We start from the raw sequence: 19,352 nt of genomic DNA on the forward strand, positions 1-19,352 counted from the left end.
ACCCATGTCGTCGTACGTCGAAGACCCCGCCCCCGGCCACGGCTCGCTGCCGGCCCGCGCCGCGTTCTCCTCGGACGCGCGGTCGGTGAGCCTGGCCGGGACGTGGCGGTTCCGCCTCTCGCCCTCTCCGGCGGCCGCGCCCGAAGGGATCGCGCGCGACGACTTCGACGACAGCGGCTGGGACACGCTCACGGTGCCGGGTCACTGGCAGCTGCAGGGCCACGGGAAACCGGCCTACACCAACGTGCACTACCCGTTCCCGGTTCAGCCGCCGCTGGTGCCTTCGGACAACCCTACGGGGGATCACCGGCTCACGTTCGACCTGCCGGCCGGCTGGCCGGATGAGCCGGCGGTGCTGCGCTTCGACGGCGTCGACTCGTGCGCGAAAGTGTGGCTCAACGGCGAGGAGCTCGGCGTCACGCGCGGCAGCCGGCTGCCGTCGGAGTTCGCGGTGGGCCACCTGCTGCGTGCGCGCGGAAACGTGCTCGCCGTGCGCGTGCACCAGTGGTCTTCGGGCAGTTACCTCGAGGACCAGGACATGTGGTGGCTCTCGGGCATCTTCCGCGGAGTCACGCTGCTCTCGCGCCCGGTGGGCGGCGTCGAGGACTACCAGCTGCACGCCGACTTCGACCACGCCAGCGGCCTCGGCACGCTCTCGGTCACCGCCGCCGAGGGCGTGCTGCTGAGCGTGCCCGAGCTCGGCGTCGAGAACCTGCCGGCCGGGTCGCCGGTGGAGATCGCCGTGGAGCCGTGGAGCGCCGAATCGCCGCGGCTCTACCACGGTGAGGTGCACACCCCGGCCGAACGCGTGCCGGTGCGGATCGGGTTCCGGACCGTTCGGATCGAGGACGGCGTGCTCGAGGTGAACGGACGGCGGGTGCTGTTCCGCGGAGTCAACCGGCACGAGCACCACCCGCGGTTCGGCCGCGCGCTGCCGCGCGAGTTCGCGCTGGCCGACGTGCTGCTCATGAAGCGCCACAACGTGAACGCGGTGCGCACCAGCCACTACCCGCCGGACCCGTACTTCCTCGAGCTGTGCGACATCCACGGCCTGTGGGTGATCGACGAGTGCGACCTCGAGACCCACGGCTTCGGCGATCTGGGCTGGGCGGGCAACCCGAGTGACGACCCGCGCTGGGGCGAGGCCTACCTCGACCGCATGCGCCGCACCGTCGAGCGCGACAAGAACCACCCGTCGATCGTGCTGTGGTCACTCGGCAACGAGGCCCACACCGGCCGGAACCTCGCCGCGACGGCGGCGTGGACGCGGGAGCGCGATCCGTCGCGGCCGGTGCACTACGAAGGCGACTTCGAGTGCGAGTACGTGGACGTGTACAGCCGCATGTACGCCGACCACGCGGAGGTCGACCGGATCGGCCGCCGCGACGACCCGAACGAGCGCCGCCGGTCGCTGCCGTTCCTGCTCTGCGAGTTCGCGCACGCGATGGGCAACGGGCCGGGCGGACTGCTGGAGTACCGCGAGCTGTTCGAGCGGTACCCGCACGTGCAAGGTGGGTTCGTGTGGGAATGGCTCGACCACGGGCTCGCCCGGCGCGACGCCGGAGGCCGCGAGTACTTCGCGTACGGCGGCGACTTCGGCGAGCAGATCCACGACGGCAACTTCGTGATCGACGGCCTGGTCCACCCCGACCGCACGCCCTCGCCCGCGCTGGCCGAGTTCGCGAAAGTCTTCGAGCCGGTGCGGATCGACGCGAGTGCCGCGGGGGTGCGGATCTCGAACCACTACGACGTGGTCGGGTCGGCGCACCTGGTGTTCCGCTGGAGCTTCGAGGACGACGGCGTCGAGTTGGCGGCCGGCGAGCTGGCCGTGCCCGAGGTCCGCGCCGGACAAAGCCTCGACCTGCCGCTCCCCCGGCTGCCCGACACGTCGGGCGAAGGCGTGCTCACCGTGCGAGCGGTGCTGGCGGCCGACACCGGCTGGGCGTCCACGGGCCACGTCGTGGCGTGGGGGCAGCTGCCCGTGACGCCCGCGACCGACCCCGTGCCTCCCGCGGTGGGTGCGCCACTGCTGCGTGAACGCAGACTCCTGCGGCTCGGGCCCGGCGCGTTCGACGCCGCCACCGGCCGGCTCGTCGCGCTCGGCGGCCACCGCGTCGAGGGGCCGCGAGTGGACCTGTGGCGCGCGCCGACCGACAACGACCGGGGTTCCGACGACCCCGAAGCCGCGCGGTGGCGGGCCGCGGGCCTGCACCGGCTGCAGCATCGCGTGGCCGAGGTGGACGGGCAAGCGTCGGCTCTCGTCGTGCGGACGCGGGTCGCGCCGCCCGGGCTCGGGGTCGGCATGTTCGCCGAGTACCGCTGGGCCGCCGACGGCGACCGCGTGCGCCTGCGTGTCGAGCTGGAGCCGGACGGCGAGTGGCCGTGCACGCTCCCCCGCCTGGGCCTGCGGATGGCGGTGCCCGGCGCGTTCGGCGGTGTCGAGTGGTTCGGCGCCGGCCCGGGCGAGGCCTACGCCGACAGCCGCCAGGCGGCGCGGATCGGCCGGTTTTCCTCCACTGTGGACGCTTTGCAGACGCCGTACGTGTACCCGCAGGAGAACGGCAACCGCGCCGACGCGCGCTGGCTGCGCCTGACGTCCGCGGGCGGGGCCGGGATCCGGATCGAGGGCGAGCCGGTGTTCGACTTCACCGCGCGGCGCTGGACTTCGGAGGACCTCGACGCCGCTCGCCACACCGTCGACCTGGTGCCGGGTGAGCTCGTGCACCTCAACCTCGACCTGGCCCAGCACGGGCTCGGCACCGCCTCCTGCGGGCCGGGCGTGCTGCCGCGCTACCGCCTGCACGCCCAGAAGGCGAGCCTCACACTCACGTTCTCCCCGATCACGCCCGAAGGAGCCGCCCGATGACCAGTGCGCCCGAGGTCCGCCTCGTCCCGCACACGCACTGGGACCGTGAGTGGTACGAGCCGTTCCAGCGGTTCCGCCTGCGCCTGGTCGACCTGCTCGACGAGGTCCTCGACCGCGCCGAGGCCGACCCGCGGTTGCGGTTCACGCTCGACGGGCAGATGGCGGCCGTCGACGACTACCTGGAGGTGCGCGGCGAAAATCGCGACCGGGTGGCCGCGCTGGTCGCGTCCGGGCAGCTCGCGGTGGGGCCGTGGCAGATCCTGCTCGACGAGTTCCTCGTCTCGGGCGAGAACATCGTGCGGAACCTGGAGCTCGGCTGGGCGCGCGCCACCGAGCTCGGCGGCGCGATGCGCGTGGGCTACCTGCCCGACGAGTTCGGCCACTGCGCGCAGATGCCGCAGATCCTCGCGGGCGCCGGGTTCGAGCACGCGTGCGTGTGGCGCGGGGTTCCGTCCGGAGTGGACGGCCACGCGTTCCGCTGGACGGCGCCGGACGGCAGCTCCGTGCGCGTGGAGTACCTGGCCGACGGTTACGGCAACGCGGCCTACGTCTTCTCCGACCCCGGCTTCTTCGCCTCCCGCATGGCCGAGCTCGGGCGGCGGCTGCGGCCCTCGTTCGGGGCCGACCCCGTGCTCGCGATGTACGGCACCGACCACTCCGCGCCCGTCGGCTCGCTGGTGAAGCTCGTCGCCGGGCTCGATCCGGCGTCGGTCGACGTGCGGATCAGCACGCTGGCCGAGTACGTCGGCGCGCGCGACGCCACGGACCCTTCGCTGCCCGTGGTGCGGGGTGAGCTGCGCAGCCACGCCGCGGCCAACATCCTGCCGGGTGTCCTTTCGGTGCGCCCGCAGCTCAAGCAGGCGATGGCGCGGGCCGAGCGGCTCGTGGAGCGTTATGCCGAACCGTTCGCCGCGCTGTTCTCGGCCGAGTGGCCGCAGCGGTTCCTGGAGCTGGCGTGGTGGCGGCTGGTCGACGCGTCGGGACACGACTCCGTGACCGGCTGCGGGGTCGACGAGACGGCGACGCAGGTGTTCGCGCGGATCAGCGAGGCGGGCCACCTCGGGCAGGCGGTGCGCGACCGCGTGGCCGGCCGGCTCGCGCGCTCCGTCGCACGGGATTCGCTGCTGGTGCTCAACCCGACGCCCGCTGCTCGCCGCGACCTGGTGACACTGGACGTGGAAGCGCCGTGGGCAGAGATCGCGCTGGAGCTGCCCGACGGCACGCGCCTGCCCGCGCAGGTGGAGGCTGTGGCCGGCGAGCTACTGCACGAGGAAGCGGCTTCAGGCGCCGACCTGGTGCTTTTCCTGCCGCGCATCCACGGACGTGAGCTGTTCGGCAGTGAGATCACCGGCTGGCGGTGCGAGTCTTCAGCGCGACTGCTGGAGTTCTCCGTCGCGCGGCACGGCGGCGAGGAACCCTTCGACGTCGAAGCCGTGCGAGCGGCGGTGACCGACGCGACGGGCGCGTGGACGATCCGCATCCGCCAGGCCGAGCGGCGGACGGTGACCGCCTTGGTCGACGTGCCGGCTCTCGGCTGGACGACCGCGCGCGTGGTGCCGGGCTCTGATCCGGTCACTGCGCCCGTCGTCGCCTGCCCGTCGCTGAGCAACGGCCTCGTGACGGTCGAGGTGCACGACGACGGCACGCTGCGGATCACCGCGGCCGACGGCACTGTCCTCGACGGCGTCGCCACGATCGTCGACGGCGGCGATCGTGGCGATTCCTACAACTACGCCCCACCCGGCACGGACACCGTGGTCACGCGGCCGGACTCGGTGCGGGTGACACCGGGCGTCGAGGGGCCGCTGCGCACGACGTTCACCGTGGAGCGGACCTACTCGTGGCCGGCGGAGATGGACTGGGCGGGCGATCGGCGCAGCCCGTCGACTTCTCGTGGCACGGTGACGATGGCCGTCGAACTGCGCGCGGGTGAGCCGTTCGTCCGCCTCGACCTCACGATTGACAACGCCTCGCGCGACCACCGCGTGCGGTTCCACGTCCCGCTCGCCCGCGCCGCGCACACCTCGCACGCCGAGGGCCAGTTCGCCGTCGTCGAACGCGGGCGCACAGCCGAGGGCGGCTTCAGCGAGTACCCGATCCCGACGTTCCCGGCCCACGGCTTCGCCGACGCCGGCGGCGCCGGACTGCTGCTGACGCAGGCGTGCGAGTACGAGCTCCTGGATGACGCGCTCGCCCTTACCGTGCTGCGCACGAGCGGCCGGCTCAGCCGCAACGTCCACCCGTACCGCGAGGAGCCCGCCGGTCCGCAGATCGCGACGCCACTCGCCCAGCAGATCGGCACCACCACCGTGCAGCTCGCCGTCCTCCCGCACACGGGCGACTGGCGCGCCGGTGCCCTGCTCGACGCCGCCGAGCGTTACCGCCATTCACTGCACGCCACCCTCGGTGCGGGCCCACTCGACGCGCCGCCCGCGTCCCGGCACGGGCTCACAGTCGAGGGCGCGGTGCTCACCAGCTTGCGGCGTCGCGACGGCACGCTGGAGGTGCGGCTGGTCGCCCAGTCTCCTGAGGCGACCAACGCGGTGGTGCGCGGCCCGTTCGCCTCGGCTTGGCGAGTGGACCTGCTGGGCAAGCCCGGCGAAACCGTGCCGGTGACCGACAGCGAGCTTTGGCTTTCCCTGCGGCCGTGGGAAATCGCGACACTCCGCCTGTCCTGAACCTCAACCGCGGGTGCGCAGCATCGGCGGCGACAGCAGCTCGGCCGGCCCCCTCCGGTACAGCCGGGCGGGGCGGCCGCCGTCGCGAGTCGTGGTGGTGCCGACGGGTTCGAGGAGCCCTTCGGCGCCTGTGACCTTGCGGTGGAAGTTGCGCGGGTCCAGCCGCGCGTCCCACACCAGCTCGTAGACGCGGCGCAGCTCGGCGACCGTGAACTCGGGCGGGCAGAACGCCGCGGCGAGCGGGGTGTACTCGAGTTTCGCGCGAGCCCGTTCGAGGCCGTCGGTGAAGATCTTCGCGTGGTCGAAGGCGAGCGTCGCCGGGTCGAGGCTCGCGACGGGGGTCCAGCGCGCCTCCGCCGCGTCCGTGCCGGCCTGCGGCACCGGCAAGTCGGGCGCGAGCGCCAGGTAGGCGATGGTCACCACGCGCAGCCGCGGGTCGCGGCCCGGGTCGCCGTAGCCCGCGAGCTGTTCGATGTGGACGGTGCCGGCGGCCAGGCCCGTCTCCTCCGCCAGCTCGCGCCGCGCCGCGGCGTCGAGGTCCTCGTCGGCGAGGACGAAGCCGCCGGGCAGCGCCCAGGCATCGCGGAAGGGCTCGATCCCCCGCCGCACCAACAGCACGCAGAGCTGCTCCCCCGTGATCGTGAGCACGACGAGGTCCACGGTGACCGCGCTGGGCGGGAACTCCTCCATGTGTCGCACACTACACCGTAATCGTCAGCTTGACGAAAAGACCGTCGGGCCCATATCGTCACGGCGACGATAAGGAGGCCCCATGGTGGACATCAAGCGCCGGTTCGGGTTCCGGCACCTGCGCGGTGTGCCGACCGCGCACATCCGGCACCTGCGCGGCGGCAAGCTCGTGCACGACGGCACCGGGCTGTCGTTCTGGTACCGGCCGCTGGCCGCGGCCCTGTCGGAGATCCCGGTGGACGACCGCGAGCTGCCGTTGCTCTTCCACGCGCGCACGGCCGACTTCCAGGACGTGACGGTGCAGCTCGCCCTCACGTTCCGCGTGGTCGACCCGGCGCTCGCCGCCCAGCGCCTCGACTTCTCCGTCGACCCGGATACGGGCCGCTGGCGCGGCGACCCGCTGGCGCAGATCAGCGGGCTGCTCACGGAGAACGTGCAGCAGTACGCCCTCGACGTGCTCACCCGCACGCAGCTCGCGGAGGCCCTTGTGGACGGTGTCGGCGCCGTGCGCGACCGCATCCGCGCGGGGCTGGCCGAGGAGGACACGCGGCTCGCGCAGACGGGTTCGGCCGTGCTCGACGTACGCGTCGTCGCGATCCGCGCCGAGCCGGAGGTCGAGAAGGCGCTGCAGACGACCGCGAGAGAGAAGGTGCAGCAGGAAGCCGATCGCGCGACCTACGAGCGGCGCGCGCTGGCCGTGGAACGCGAGCGCGCGATCGGCGAGAACGAGCTGCAGAACAAGATCGAGCTCGCCCGGCGCGAGGAGCAGCTGCTCGCCCAGCGAGGCGCCAACGCCCGGCGTCAGGCCGAAGAAGCCGCGGCGGCCGACCACATCGAGACCGAGGCGCGCGCGAGCCGGGACACGCGGCTGGCGCAGGTGAAGGCCGAAGCCACGCGCACGCTCGGCGAAGCGGAGGCGGCCGGCGAGGCCGCGCGGCTGGCCGCGTACCGCGACCTGCCGGAGCCGGTGCTGCGGGCGTTGGCTGTGAAGGAGCTGGCGGCGAACCTGCCGAAGATCGACAGCCTCGTGCTCACGCCCGACCTGCTCACACCGCTGCTGGCCCGGCTGGGGATCGGGTCGTGAGCCTCGCCCCGCGGGCCGTGGTGGTGCACCGGCGCACCGAGCTCGACGAGCTGCTCGCCCGCCACGGCACGCTCGGCCAGGCGGAGTTCTTCCTGGCCACGCGCGGCCGTTCGCTCGACGACCGCTCCCTGGGTGACCTGGTGGCGCAGGACGCGGCGCTGCGGCGGACATTGACCGCGGTGTCGGCCGCCATTCCCCTCGACTGGCGCCGCGGCAGCGTCGAGCGAGCGGACCTGTCGCGCTTCCTGTTCACGCCGGAGGACGTGGTGCTCGTCGTCGGGCAGGACGGGCTGGTCGCGAACGTCGCGAAGTACCTGGCAGGCCAGCCTGTCGTCGGCGTCACGCCCGGTGAGCCGGGCGTCCTGGTGCGCCACCCGGCCGCGGCCACGGCGGACCTGCTGCGCTCGCTGGACTCCGTCGAGCCCCGCACGATGGTCGAGCTGACCGCCGACGACGGCCAGAAGCTCTTGGCGCTCAACGAGATCTACCTCGGCCACCCGAGCCACCAGACCGCGCGCTACCGCCTCGGCCCCGAGCGGCAGGCGTCGTCGGGCCTGCTGGTCGGCACCGGCACCGGTGCCACGGGCTGGTGCCGGTCGGTCTGGCAGGAACGGCACAGCCCGCTGCGCCTGCCGGCCGTCGACGAACGCCGGCTCGTGTGGTTCGTCCGGGAAGCGTGGCCCTCCCCCACGACCGGGACCTCGCTCACCGAGGGCGAGCTCACGACTTCGGCGCTGACGATCGACGTCGAGTCCGATCACCTCACCGCGTTCGGCGACGGCCTCGAGAACGACGCGGTCACCGTGACACGCGGGCAGTCGGTGACGTTCGCCCCTGCGGCTCAGTCGTTCCACCTCGTCCGCTGAGGCCCTCCGACAGCTTCCGGAGAGCCTCGGCCGACCGCGTGCCGGGTTCGGCGTGGTAGATCACCATCAGCTGGTCTTCGGCGCCGCTGACCGCGAACTTGTCGTACTGCAGCTCCAGCTCGCCGACCCGCAGGTGGTACAGGTGGTGGGTCCCGCCGCCCGGCTGCGGACGCACGTCGTGGCGGGGCCAGAGGCTGCGGAACAGCTCGCTCTCCTCCGACAGCTCCGCGACCAGCCCGGCCAGCCGCGGATCATCCGGGTCGCCGGCGGCGCGCAAGCTCGCGACGAGACCGCCCACCCGCCTTTCCCACCCGGTGAAGAACTCCTGCGCGGCGGGGTCGAGGAGAACAGCGCGCAATAGGTTCGTGCCCGGCGTGTACACGGGCGACAACGCGGCGGCGATCGCGTTGGCGGCGAGGACGTCGAGGTGGCGGCCCTGCACGTACGCCGGCGTCAGCTCCCACGACGCGATCAGCCGCGCGACGCTGGACCTGACGTGCTCGTGGCTCTCCGGAGCGCGGCGACGGCGCGGCGCGGGGTCGGCGAGGTCGTGCAGGTACGCGGTGGCCTCGCGGTCGAGGTGGAGCCCACGCGCCACGGCGTCGAGCACCTGCGCCGACGGGTGGCGATCCCGGCCCTGCTCCAGCCGCGTGTAGTACTCCGTGCTGATGCCCGCGAGCATCGCCAGCTCGTCACGCCGCAGACCCGGCACGCGCCGGTGGCCGTTCACGGTGATCCCGACGTCCTCCGGCCGCACCTGCTCGCGCCGCGCGCGCAGGTACTCGCCGATCACGTTTCCCGCCATGTCCCCCACGATAATTCGCCGAAGGTGGCCCTGCCGGCACCCCTGTCATCGGAGTCTGGTTGGCCGCGCAACCGCGGCCCAGGCTGAAGACATGACACGAACCTGGTTCATCACGGGCGTGAGCACCGGCTTCGGCCGGCACCTCGCCGAACAGCTGCTTTCCGCCGGCGACCGTGTCGCGGGCACCGTCCGCCGCCTCGACTCGGTGGCCGACCTCGTCGAGTCTTACGGCGCCGCGTTCCAAGTCTCTCTGCTGGAGATGACCGACACCGGTGCCATCCGCCCGGTCGTCGACGCCGCGCATGCCCACTTCGGGCGCCTGGACGTCGTGGTCAGCAACGCCGGCTACGGCCTCATGGGCGCCGCCGAGGAGCTCACCGACGAGCAGGTGCGCCACCAGCTCGACACCAACCTGCTGGGCTCCATCCAGCTCGTCCGCGCCGCCTTGCCCCACCTCCGCGCCGACGGCGGCGGCCGCGTCCTGCAGCTCTCCTCGGTCGGCGGCCAGGTCGCCTGGCCGGGCGGCTCCCTCTACCACGCGACGAAGTGGGGCATCGAAGGCTTCGCCGACGCCCTCGCCGACGAAGTCGCGCCCTTCGGAATCGGCGTCACCCTTGTCGAACCGGGCGGCGCCCGCACCGAGTTCCGCTACGGCAACTCCAGGCTGGCACCCAAGATCGACGCCTACGCCGTGTCCCCGGCGTCCCGCATTCGCCAGGTCCTGGAGGAACGCACCAGCCTCGCCATCGGCGACCCCTCCCGCATGGCGGCGGCCATGATCGCCACCGTGGACCAGACCCCGGCGCCCCGCCGCCTGGTCCTGGGCAGCGACGCCTGGACGGCGATCACGAACGCCCTGGAAGCACGGCTGGCGGAGGTGCGGGAGCAGAAGAGCGTGGCGTTCTCGACGGACCTGTAGGCATTCCAGTGCGACCGCCACACGCGCTGTGCTGGTGCTTCACCACCGGAGACGCGTGACGTGTTGCCGGCCCGCAACGCTCGACGCCGGCCGCGTTTTGCCGGACCTCCGCCGCCGGTCGGGTGCGGGCGCGCATCAACGGCCAAAGCCGGGCTTGCGCACGATGCTCCGCGTCACCTCCTGCGAGCTGCGCGCACGAGCCACCGCCTCATCAGGCGGGCCTCAGTTGCCGTAGCGGTCCTTCACCACCGAAGGCGTGTCGAGGTTGTGGCCCGCGTCCATGCTCTGCGCCAGGCGCAGGTACTGGCCTTCGGCCCACATCAGCGGTGCGGCGCTGCCCGTCGGGCGGCCGAGGGCGAAGCAGCCACTGGAGCGGTCCCACACCTGCTCGGGGATGAAGTAGCCGTCGTTGGCGGCGTCGGCCATGGACTTGAGGTAGAGCGCGGCCGAGCGGCCGTTGGCGAGCTCGTACTCGCCGCGTTCGCCGGACAGCACGGGCCACAGCCGCCCGAAGCGTTGCGGGCCGCCGGCGGGCCAGCCGGTGCAGGCGGAGGTGCTTTCGCCGTAGTTGTCGTGCGGGTAGCGGTGGAAGTAGACGTCCCCGTCGGGCAGGGTCACCTGCATCGGCGCGTTGCCGTCCGACGCGGCGGCCGTCGGAGCGATCGAGGCGGCGATCGTCGGGTCGGCCGGCGCGCGCACGCCGAGCCGCACGAGATCGAGGAAGCCGAAGTCGACCACGTCGTGCTCGTAGAAACAGCCTTCGTCGAAGCAGATCTGGCCGCCGTCGTCGGGGTCGGTGCCCTTGTCGAGCCGTTCGTAGTACGTGTGGCCGCCCCAGAAACCGGACGTCGTCACGGTCCACGAGTCGAGCGACGCCCCCCATGAGTCCGCTGTGGACTCCCACGTGGTGGCGCTCGCGGTGTCGCCGTTCGCGCGGGCGATCGCGCCGGCCGTCACGAGTCCCGCGATCTCCGCGGCGATCGACGAGGGCGACCGGCCGTACTGCTCTTCCCAGCGTTCGGTCGTGGCGGGACCGCTCGTGCGCAGGTGCTCGGCGGTGACCTTGACCTTCGCGTACGTGGCGGCGTCGGTGAGACCGGTCAGCCAGGCGAGCACGATCGCGTCGGCGTCCTGGTCGAGCTGCTCGCAACACCCGAGCTGCTGGGCACTGGCGCCGGCGACGCCGCTCACGGGGCTGTAGCGCGGGAAGGCGCCGGCCGGGTACGTCGTGCCGTCGCCGGCGGTCGGCGAGCCGATCCACTGCGAGCCCCACAGGAACTGCGCCATGCGTTTCGGCTGCGCGGTGTCACCGGCGGCCAGGAGACCGGTGGCCTGTTGGTAGAGGTCGCGGCCCCACACGCGGTGGTAACCGTCGCCGAGGCTGTCGCCGTTGACGACGTCGCCCCACGGCGTCGCGAGCCCGGCCACGCCGGCCCCGCGGAACGTCTTGTCCTCGGCCGCGTGCAACGCCATCGCGGCGACGTAATACGCGCGGCGCCGCTGCTGATCCCCCGCGACGCTGGCGGGCGCGGGCTTGAGGCTGCCGACGTAGGAGTTCCAGCCCGTGCGGTAGCCGGATTCCAGCGAGCCGAACCCGGCGGCCAGTGAACCGGTCGCCGCACTCGTCGCGGCTTGTGCGCTCGAGCCGTACCCGAGGGCGGCGGTGAAGGTCGTGTCCGCGGCGACCGGGATCTGTCCACACTGGACGACGTTGCCGGCGCCGGAGACGGAGTCGAACCCGTTGTCCAGCGTGCGGTCGGCGCGCAGGTCGACGAGACAGTCGCTGGCGGCACCGGAGTATCCGTTGTCGTGCGCGGAAAACCCGGTCGACACCCGCAGCGAGGACACGACGGTGGTCGTCGTGCCGAAGAGGTTCTCCGTGCCACTCGCCACGAGGCCGCTGCCGTCCCACGACGCGATGTCCCCGCCCGCGCCACCCGCCATGGACGGGTTGGCGAGCAGGTAAAGCCGATACGTGCCACCGTCGCGCGACTGGAACCGGGTGCGGGTCACGAGCGTCGCGCGGGCCGGGTCGGTGACATACGTGGTCGTGATGCGGTAGCGGCCGCTCTTCGCGGTGTTGGTGACGGTGTATTCGAGGGACTTCTCGTCGGGCATCGAGACGACGTGGTTCGTGGCGTCGCGTTCGAGGTCGACGAAGGAGGATCCGTCGGTGATCACGTACTGCATGTCCTGCGTCTCGGGGACGTCCAAGCGCGGGTAGAAGACCTCGGACGTCACGCCGTTCGCGACGGTGAACCAGACGGGGCTCTGCGTCGTCGCCGAGGTGCCGAGAGCGGACTTGTCCCCGGTGGTCCAGGACGAGGGGCCACCGCAGCAGTCGGTCGCGGTGCCACTCGCGGGGGTTGCCGCAGTGGTTGCCGCTGTGGTTGCCACGGTGCTCGCCACCACCGCCAGCGCCAGCACTCCCGCGCGCGCCTTCTTCCAGCTCCTCATCCGCTCCCTCTCCGCAGCCTCGGCCGCCCATCGTGCCGTGGTGGCGCCGATCCGGCCACGGCCGAAGGAAGGGTTCCGGCACACCACCTAATGGGGTGACGGCCACGGTCGGAGAAACTGTCGTACCCGGATGGTCTCCTGAATCCCGGAAGCGGCCCTCACCCCGGGGTGCCGCCGGAACCCGAGGAGAACACCATGGCCGGAGACACGGTCGTCACCATCGTCGGCAACCTCACGTCCGACCCGGAGCTGCGCTTCACCCCGTCCGGCGCCGCAGTCGCCAACTTCACCGTCGCGTCCACCCCGCGCACCTTCGATCGCGCCTCCGGCGAATGGAAAGACGGCGAAGCCCTCTTCTTACGCTGCGCGCTCTGGCGTCAGCCCGCGGAAAACGCCGCGGAATCCCTCACCCGCGGCGCGCGCGTCATCGTCCAGGGCCGCCTCACCCAACGCTCCTACGACACCAAGGAAGGCGAGCGCCGCACCGTCGTGGAACTCCAGGTCGACGAAATCGGCCCCTCCCTGCGCTACGCCACGGCGAAAGTCAACCGCGCCAACCGTTCCGGCCCGCCCGCTGGTGGTTCCCCGGAGAGTTCGGCCGGCTCCAACAGCCCGTGGTCCCCAGCCGCCCCGATGCCGGTCGCGGCGGGTGCGGGGGATCCGCCGTTCTGACTTTGCCTGCCGGCGCACGGTGAAGCGCGCGACTCGATCAGGGTGCCGTTGCCGCGCGCGGTGGCATCGGGCGAGCGACGATGAAGGCTTCGCCGCCGCAGTGCCGCGCGGCTGGACGGAGGATCTGTAACCACACGATCCCTGTACGGAGGACAGGGCCCGCCGCGGCGTGCGGATACTGCGGATCAGTTGCGACGACGCCACTTTGGCGCTGAGGCAGCCAGCCCCGGCATCACACCCCGACCGGCGGGGCGAATCCGGAGTGCACCACCGGACGTCCCGCACCACCCGCGACGCCGCTATGAAGAGTAAGCCGGCCCCGGTGCTCCGCCCTGACCGCTGGCGGGGCGGACTCGAGCGCACCACCGGCCGTCTCGGATCAAACGCGTCTACGCGCGTTCGGCGCTGGGGTTGCCAGCCTCAGCACGTCGCCTCGACCATGGGGGCGAACCGGAGCGCGCCGCCGGCCGCCGCGAACCGGTAGTGACGCCGATTGGTGCTGAGGCAGCCAGCCTCAGCATCCCGCCCCGGCCAGTGGGGTGGAGGCGGACCGGACCGCGCCGCTCGCCGACGCGGGACACCAGCGACGCCGCTTTGGTACTGAGGCAGCCAGACTCAGCACCCCGCCCCGACCGATGACGCGAGCCAGACCACACCACCGGCCGTCGCGGAACAGCAGCGACACAGCTTGGCGCCGAGGCACCCAGCCTCAGCACCCCACTCCGGCCAGTGGCGCGCGCCGGAGCGCACTGTCGGCCGTCGCGAAGGCGCGGCGGCCAACTGGCGGCACTCGGTCCACTGCAGTCGAGGTGGCCCGCATTGTCGTTACCGTTCAGTCCGCGCGGGATGGCCCGGCCGGCCATCAGCGCCGTCGGTTCGGCGGTCGAGCCTGCCCGGTGGCCGCCGTGTCGGAACGCCGTGCCGGTTATCGCGGCCGCGCTGCGGCCAGTGGCGGCAGTCGCCCCACCACCGCCGCCGCCGCCGGTGGCCGAGATTCGTCGTCGCCGGGTCCGTCCACACAGGACGATTCAGGCTGTCGTCCGCCAGGTGTCAGCCGAGTTCCGCGAGCATGGCCTTGAGGATGCGGCTCAGCGTCGCCGCGTCGTCCGGACTGGTGGCCGAGGAAAGGAGTTTCGCGAGACCCGCCGCGTGGTCGGTGAGGGTCGCGTCGATGACGTCGCGGCCGGCGGGGGTGAGGGTGATGCGGAAGCTGCGGCGGTCGGCCGGGTCGAGGCTGCGCTCGACATAACCCTCTGCCTCCAGGCGGTCGAGGCGGTTGGTCATGCCGGCGCGGGAGGTCATCAGCGCGGCCGAGAGCTCGGAGGGGGTGAGCGTGTAGGGCGGGCCCGTTCGGCGCAGCGCGGCGAGCACGTCGAACTCGCCGGGGCGCAGGCCGTGCTCGGTGAACACGCGCTCCACTGCGGACTCGACCAGCCGGGTCAGCTGGGCGAGCCGGCCGAACACGTCCATGGCGGACAGGTCCAGGTCCGGCCGTTCCTGCCGCCACTGCGCGATGACCTCGTCGATGGCATCGCAAGACTCACTCACACCCGAAGTCTAGGCGAACGAAGGGAGCGCCCACCGCCCGAGACACACCCCGACGCCGGCTCGACTACCCGGCTTCCCCCGCGCGGTCCGCGACCCCGAGCCGCAGGTGTTCGCTGTGGTAGACGGCTTCGTCGAGCAGCTGGGCGACGTGGTTGTCGTGCAGGCTGTAGACGATGCTGCGGCCGTTGCGGGTGCCCACGACCAGCCCGAGGTTGCGCAGCAGCCGCAGCTGGTGCGACACGGCCGACTGCTCCATCCCGACCGCGGCCACGAGGTCCCCGACCGCGAGGGGCTGCTCGCGCAGCGCGCTGAGGATCAGCAGGCGGCTCGGGGTCGCGAGCGCCTGCAGCGTGGTGGCCACCGCGGCCGCGGTGGTCGCGTCGAGCGGTCCCGCGGGGCGGCGTCGCCCTTCGACCCCGTGTCCCATGGAAAGGAGACTAGAACACCGCAGGAGACATGAACACATCTTCATTCGTTCTGCTACCGTTCCGGACATGAAAAGCGCAGGACACGGGCATGGGCACGGCCACGGGCACTGGGGCCGGCTCAAGCACGCCCTGAAACCGCACAACCACGAGTCGGCGGAGCTCGTCGACGACACGCTCGAGGCGAGCCGCTCCGGGATGCGCGCGTTGTGGCTGTCGTTCGCCGGGCTGCTGGCGACGGCGGTCGCCCAGCTCGTGGTGGTCGGGTTCACCGGGTCGGTCGCACTGCTCGGCGACACGTTGCACAACTTCGCCGACGCGCTGACCGCCGTGCCGCTCGCCGTCGCGTTCTTGCTCGCGCGGAGGCAGGCGACGCGCCGCTTCACGCACGGGCTCGGGCGCGCGGAAGATCTCGCCGGCCTGGTGATCCTGGTGGTGATGGCCGGGTCCGCGGTGCTCGCGGGCTACGAGGCGATCGACCGCCTGCTGAACCCGCGCCCGATGACGGGCGCCGGGTGGGTGGCGCTCGCCGGCGTGATCGGTTTCGTGGGCAACGAGCTCGTCGCGCGCTTCCGCATCCGCGTCGGGCGGCGGATCGGGTCGGCGGCGCTCGTCGCGGACGGGCTCCACGCGCGGACCGACGGGTTCGCAAGCCTCGCCGTGGTGCTCGCGGCGGGCGGGGCGCTCGCCGGCTGGACATGGGCCGATCCGGTGGTGGGCCTGCTCATCACGGTGGCGATCGTGCTGGTGCTGCGCGACGCCGCGCGCGAGGTGTTCGGCCGGCTGCTCGACGCAGTCGACCCGCATCTGGTGGACGACGCCGAGCACGCGCTCGCCGAGACGCCCGGCGTGCTGGGCGTCGACGCGATCCGGCTGCGCTGGATCGGCCACACCCTCGCGGCCGAGGCGGAGGTGTCGGTCGACCCGGGCCGCACGCTCGCCGAGGCACACCGCATCGCGCACGCCGCCGAGCAGCACATGGCGACAGCCTTGCCGCGGCTCGCACGGGCGTTGATCCACGCGCACCCGGCGCGTGACGTCAACGTCGTTCCCGCGGGCGTCAAGGAAGCGTGAGCGCCGGAGGCGAGCCGGGACATGCCGCCGCACGCTGGGGTTCGTCAGGGTGACGCGTGGGAAGAAGGCGTGCGGTGAGTGATCTCGACGGTTCGGTGCTGCTGGTGGGCGTGTTCATCGCGTTCGCGGTGGTGCTGCGGGGGTTGCAGTGGTGGCTCGGCCGCGACCGCGGGCTGGCGCACACTCAACAGCAGCGCTCCCCGCGCCAGGCCTCGCGGCCCTCCCGCACCGCGGCCACCGCGATGACCAGCGCGACGACCGCATCGGCCCAGTACCAGCCGGACAGCGTGTTGAGCAGCAGCCCGGCCGGCAACACCGCCGAGAGGTAAGGGCACAGCAGGGTCTTCTTGTACGCGCAGCGTGCAAAGGCACAGCAGGGTCGGCTTGAACGCGCAGCGCGCAAGGCACAGCAGGGTCGGCTTGGAGTCGGCCACGGCGCTCGCGGCGCCGGGCTCGCGGCCGGCCCTGCGCTGCGCGCCGACAGGATCGGCACCGCCGACGCGGACACCACCACTGAATCCCAGCCCGAACGCCATCAGCGCACCCGAGCCCACTGCCTCCCCCGCGACCAGCGCGAGCACGGCCTCGACCACGTTGTGCGCGATTCTCACCGGCCACCGGCCGCCGCACCCTCCGAGCCAATACGCGTCGCCACTCCCCCGGGCACCGCCGACGCCCGACGCCGATCGCCCGGCACCGCCGACGCCCGGCACCGCCGACGCCCGGCACCGCCGTCGCTCGACACCGCCGACGCTCGACACCGCCGACGCTCGACGCCGATCGCCCGAGGGCGCCGGTTCGTGCGCACAGCAGCCGGCGCCGCCGCAGCACTCGTCGGCAGCCGCGGGTTCGACCCGTGCCTCGTGACTGATCACGCCGCCTCCGTGCCGAGCAGGTCGCCGCCCACACAACCGGCCCCAGCCAGGCGTTGCCGGTTGGCTGAAGCCTCCGGCACAGCGGAAGACCGGCCGAATCGCACCCGACTCTCCTCGACAGCCGCCGGCGCCTGCAGCGGCTCGGGAGCAATCGGGCGAACTCCGCGGCAGGCACTTCCTCATCCGCGAACTCGGCTGTCCGGGCGACGGCGACCTGTGTCAGTACGGAGAGGGCGTGGGGCAGGTGTGGGTCGGCCGGCGTGTAGCGGAGCTGGCGGCCCTCTGAGGTGGCGAGGACGAGGCCGCAGCCGCGCAGGCAGGACAGGTGGTGGAGACGTTGGCCTGCTCAACCCGAGCGTCTCGGCCAAGCGCGCCGGAAACGCCACACCGTCCAGGAGGGCGACGAGGATGCGGCACCGCATCGGGTCTGCCAGGGCGCGGCCGACTCGCGCGTGGGCTGGTTTCACGGCTCAGTGTGTGCCGACCAGTACAGCAATGGCTGAGCTATTCGACAGACCCTGAACAGCACTCTCCGAACCCCTGAGCGCGGCCGTGCACACCGGGGACGCGCGGCGGCAAAGGCCAACGCGGAACGCCGTAGAATCTCGAAGCTCTCCGCGAAACCCGCGGTTTCCCCCAACGCAAGGAGACCGATGTCCTCGACCGCCTCGGCGTCTGGTGGGGTTCGGCGGGGCGCGGCGCGCGTCGCGACGGAGGTGCTGGCGCCGTGGGTGTGGGTGCTGGGGTTGCCGCTCGCGGTGGCGTGGGAGGTGACCGGCCACCGGGTCGGGGCGACGGTTCTGTGGGGGCTCGTCGTGGGCGTCACGGGGTCGCTGATTCCCATGGCCGTCATAGTGCGGGGGGCGCGGCGCGGGAAGTGGGACTCGCACCACGTGACCAACAGGGCGGGTCGGGTGGTGCCATTGGCGGTGTGCCTGGCCTCGCTGGCGACCGGGTTCGTGGTGCTGATCGTCGGTGGGGCGCCTGAGGAACTGGTCGCGCTGACGGCGACCGAGCTGGCTTGCCTTGTGGTGGCGGTGGCGATCACGTTCGGGCTGAAGTTCAAGATCTCCATCCACGCCGAGGTCGCCGCGGGCGCGACGGTGATGCTCGTGTGGGTGTACGGGCCGTGGCTGCTCCTGCTGGTGCCGTTCGTGCTGTGGGTCGCGTGGTCGCGCGTGGAGCTGGGTGACCACACGACGGCCGAGGTGACCAGCGGCGTCTTCGTGGGCGCGGTGGTGGGCGGCGCCGTCTACTTCGGACTCCTGGCCGCGCTCTCGTAGACTGTCGGGCGTGGACAACCTCCTCGGCGACTAACTCCGGGCGCGGCGCCAGCTCGTGTCGCCCGAAGACGTCGGCCTGCCCGCCGGCGGGCGGCGGCGTGTGCGCGGCCTGCGCCGCGAGGAGCTGGCACTGGTGGCCGGGATCAGCAGCGACTACTACATGCGCCTCGAGCAGGGCCGCGACCAGAACCCGTCTGCGCAGGCCCTCGACGCGCTGGCCCGCGTGCTGGGCCTCGACGACGACGCCACGAACCACCTCCACAGCCTCACCGCCCCCGCGCCCGCCACGGCCGTGGGGCCGCCGCCGGTGGTGCCGCCCAGCATTGCCGAGCTGATCGGCACCTGGCCGGCCACGCCCGCGTACGTGCAGGACCGCCTCACCAACGTCCGCGCCGCCAACGCCGTCGCCACCGCCCTCTCGCCCCACTACGCGGCCGGCCACAACCTCCTGCGCGAAGTGTTCCTCGACCCCGCCGAGCAGACTTCCGCGTCGACTGGGACGAAATGACGGCCGACGGCGTGGGCGGCCTGCGCGCCTCACTCGGCCACGACGTCGGCGACCCCGCCGCCACCGAACTCGTCACCGAGCTCTCCGCGAAGAGCGAGCGCTTCCGCGAACTGTGGTCCCGCCACGACGTCAAGCCCCGCACCGGCCACCTCGCCCGCTTCCGCCACCCGGCCGCCGGCCCCCTCGACCTGCACAGCGACAAGCTCACCCTCCCCGGCCCCGACGCATTGTCGCTGGTGGTCTTCCACGCCGCCCCGGGCAGCCGCCACGCCGAAACGCTCGCGTCGCTGGCCGGCCTCGTCGACAGCAAGTAGAAAGCAAGAAAGCACTGCCGCGGGCGGGTCCCGCACACCCGGACCCGCCCGCGGCAGAAACCCAGCTCGCGCTCTCGAACGAATTCACCGCCCCGAGCGCCGCACCCATCGCCCAGTTGGCCTCGCGCTCGATCATGATCTCGACGAGCACCGGCCGGCGCGTGCGCCCGGCTTCCTTGCGCGCCAACTCCAGCGACGACCGGACCTCGCCCCTGCCGGCCACGTGCGTGCCGGAGCAGCCGTAGGCCTCCATGATCTTCACGTTGTCCGTGCCGGGAAGCCGAAGGT

At 72.5% G+C, this 19,352-nt stretch carries 14 protein-coding genes and 3 pseudogenes; 10 read left to right on the forward strand and 7 right to left on the reverse strand.

Translation table 11 applies throughout. The features are described from left to right. Nucleotides 1-4: 4 nt before the first annotated feature. Both AB0M56_RS19505 and AB0M56_RS19510 read left to right on the forward strand, forming a co-directional pair. Complete coding sequence (locus AB0M56_RS19505) at nucleotides 5-2,866, forward strand: glycoside hydrolase family 2 TIM barrel-domain containing protein (protein WP_364177836.1); 2,862 nt, start codon at nucleotides 5-7, stop codon at nucleotides 2,864-2,866. Continuing rightward, nucleotides 2,863-5,544, forward strand: a complete 2,682-nt coding sequence (locus AB0M56_RS19510; protein WP_364177839.1) for a glycoside hydrolase family 38 C-terminal domain-containing protein — start codon at nucleotides 2,863-2,865, stop codon at nucleotides 5,542-5,544. Before AB0M56_RS19505 ends, AB0M56_RS19510 begins: the two co-directional genes overlap by 4 nt. Before the next feature lie 3 nt (nucleotides 5,545-5,547). On the opposite strand, the gene AB0M56_RS19515 is transcribed toward AB0M56_RS19510, so the two are convergent. Then, a complete protein-coding gene (locus AB0M56_RS19515) occupies nucleotides 5,548-6,234 on the reverse strand; it encodes an NUDIX domain-containing protein (protein WP_364177842.1) in 687 nt (228 codons plus the stop codon). 82 nt (nucleotides 6,235-6,316) lie between these two features. Between AB0M56_RS19515 and AB0M56_RS19520 the strand changes: the two genes are divergently transcribed. Then, nucleotides 6,317-7,318 (forward strand): SPFH domain-containing protein, encoded by a 1,002-nt coding sequence (locus tag AB0M56_RS19520; protein WP_364177845.1) that lies wholly within the window; start codon nucleotides 6,317-6,319, stop codon nucleotides 7,316-7,318. Then, complete coding sequence (locus tag AB0M56_RS19525; RefSeq protein WP_364177848.1) at nucleotides 7,315-8,184, forward strand: hypothetical protein; 870 nt, start codon at nucleotides 7,315-7,317, stop codon at nucleotides 8,182-8,184. Before AB0M56_RS19520 ends, AB0M56_RS19525 begins: the two co-directional genes overlap by 4 nt. On the opposite strand, the gene AB0M56_RS19530 is transcribed toward AB0M56_RS19525, so the two are convergent. Beyond that, nucleotides 8,117-8,989 (reverse strand): helix-turn-helix transcriptional regulator, encoded by an 873-nt coding sequence (locus tag AB0M56_RS19530; protein ID WP_364177851.1) that lies wholly within the window; start codon nucleotides 8,987-8,989, stop codon nucleotides 8,117-8,119. The genes AB0M56_RS19525 and AB0M56_RS19530 overlap by 68 nt on opposite strands. Nucleotides 8,990-9,080: 91 nt before the next feature. Between AB0M56_RS19530 and AB0M56_RS19535 the strand changes: the two genes are divergently transcribed. After that, nucleotides 9,081-9,908: an SDR family oxidoreductase gene (locus AB0M56_RS19535; RefSeq protein ID WP_364177854.1), complete on the forward strand. Its 828-nt coding sequence runs from the start codon at nucleotides 9,081-9,083 to the stop codon at nucleotides 9,906-9,908. 222 nt (nucleotides 9,909-10,130) lie between these two features. On the opposite strand, the gene AB0M56_RS19540 is transcribed toward AB0M56_RS19535, so the two are convergent. After that, a complete protein-coding gene (locus tag AB0M56_RS19540) occupies nucleotides 10,131-12,365 on the reverse strand; it encodes a glycoside hydrolase family 15 protein (protein WP_364177857.1) in 2,235 nt (744 codons plus the stop codon). 195 nt (nucleotides 12,366-12,560) lie between these two features. On the opposite strand from AB0M56_RS19540, the gene AB0M56_RS19545 reads away from it, so the two are divergent. Continuing rightward, nucleotides 12,561-13,037 (forward strand): single-stranded DNA-binding protein, encoded by a 477-nt coding sequence (locus AB0M56_RS19545; protein WP_364177860.1) that lies wholly within the window; start codon nucleotides 12,561-12,563, stop codon nucleotides 13,035-13,037. Between the two features lie 1,050 nt (nucleotides 13,038-14,087). Here the strand turns inward: AB0M56_RS19545 and AB0M56_RS19550 are convergent. Next, nucleotides 14,088-14,585 carry a MarR family transcriptional regulator gene (locus AB0M56_RS19550; protein ID WP_364177863.1) on the reverse strand — a complete coding sequence of 166 codons (498 nt, stop codon included), beginning with the start codon at nucleotides 14,583-14,585 and terminating at the stop codon, nucleotides 14,088-14,090. 64 nt (nucleotides 14,586-14,649) lie between these two features. Further along, on the reverse strand, nucleotides 14,650-15,012 hold the full coding sequence (locus AB0M56_RS19555) for a metalloregulator ArsR/SmtB family transcription factor (protein WP_364177866.1): 363 nt from the start codon (nucleotides 15,010-15,012) through the stop codon (nucleotides 14,650-14,652). 67 nt (nucleotides 15,013-15,079) lie between these two features. Between AB0M56_RS19555 and AB0M56_RS19560 the strand changes: the two genes are divergently transcribed. Both AB0M56_RS19560 and AB0M56_RS19565 read left to right on the forward strand, forming a co-directional pair. Then, entirely contained in the window at nucleotides 15,080-16,084 is a 1,005-nt protein-coding gene (locus AB0M56_RS19560) for a cation diffusion facilitator family transporter (RefSeq protein WP_364177869.1), read from the forward strand. 74 nt (nucleotides 16,085-16,158) lie between these two features. Next, entirely contained in the window at nucleotides 16,159-16,413 is a 255-nt protein-coding gene (locus AB0M56_RS19565) for a hypothetical protein (RefSeq protein ID WP_364177872.1), read from the forward strand. Nucleotides 16,414-17,161: 748 nt separating this feature from the next. Here AB0M56_RS19565 and AB0M56_RS19570 read toward each other — a convergent pair. After that, nucleotides 17,162-17,381: pseudogene (locus AB0M56_RS19570) on the reverse strand (helix-turn-helix domain-containing protein); the annotation flags it as partial. Between the two features lie 231 nt (nucleotides 17,382-17,612). Here AB0M56_RS19570 and AB0M56_RS19575 point away from each other — a divergent pair. Together AB0M56_RS19575 and AB0M56_RS19580 are read left to right on the forward strand one after the other, a co-directional pair. Continuing rightward, nucleotides 17,613-18,242, forward strand: a complete 630-nt coding sequence (locus AB0M56_RS19575; protein WP_364177875.1) for a hypothetical protein — start codon at nucleotides 17,613-17,615, stop codon at nucleotides 18,240-18,242. A gap of 133 nt (nucleotides 18,243-18,375) precedes the next feature. Further along, nucleotides 18,376-19,064, forward strand: a pseudogene (locus AB0M56_RS19580) (helix-turn-helix transcriptional regulator). Between the two features lie 73 nt (nucleotides 19,065-19,137). On the opposite strand, the pseudogene AB0M56_RS19585 reads toward AB0M56_RS19580, so the two are convergent. Continuing rightward, a pseudogene (locus tag AB0M56_RS19585) lies at nucleotides 19,138-19,338 on the reverse strand (glyoxylate carboligase); the annotation flags it as partial. Nucleotides 19,339-19,352 lie beyond the last annotated feature (14 nt).

The organism is Amycolatopsis sp. NPDC051372 (assembly GCF_040682095.1).
Lineage (GTDB): Bacteria > Actinomycetota > Actinomycetes > Mycobacteriales > Pseudonocardiaceae > Amycolatopsis.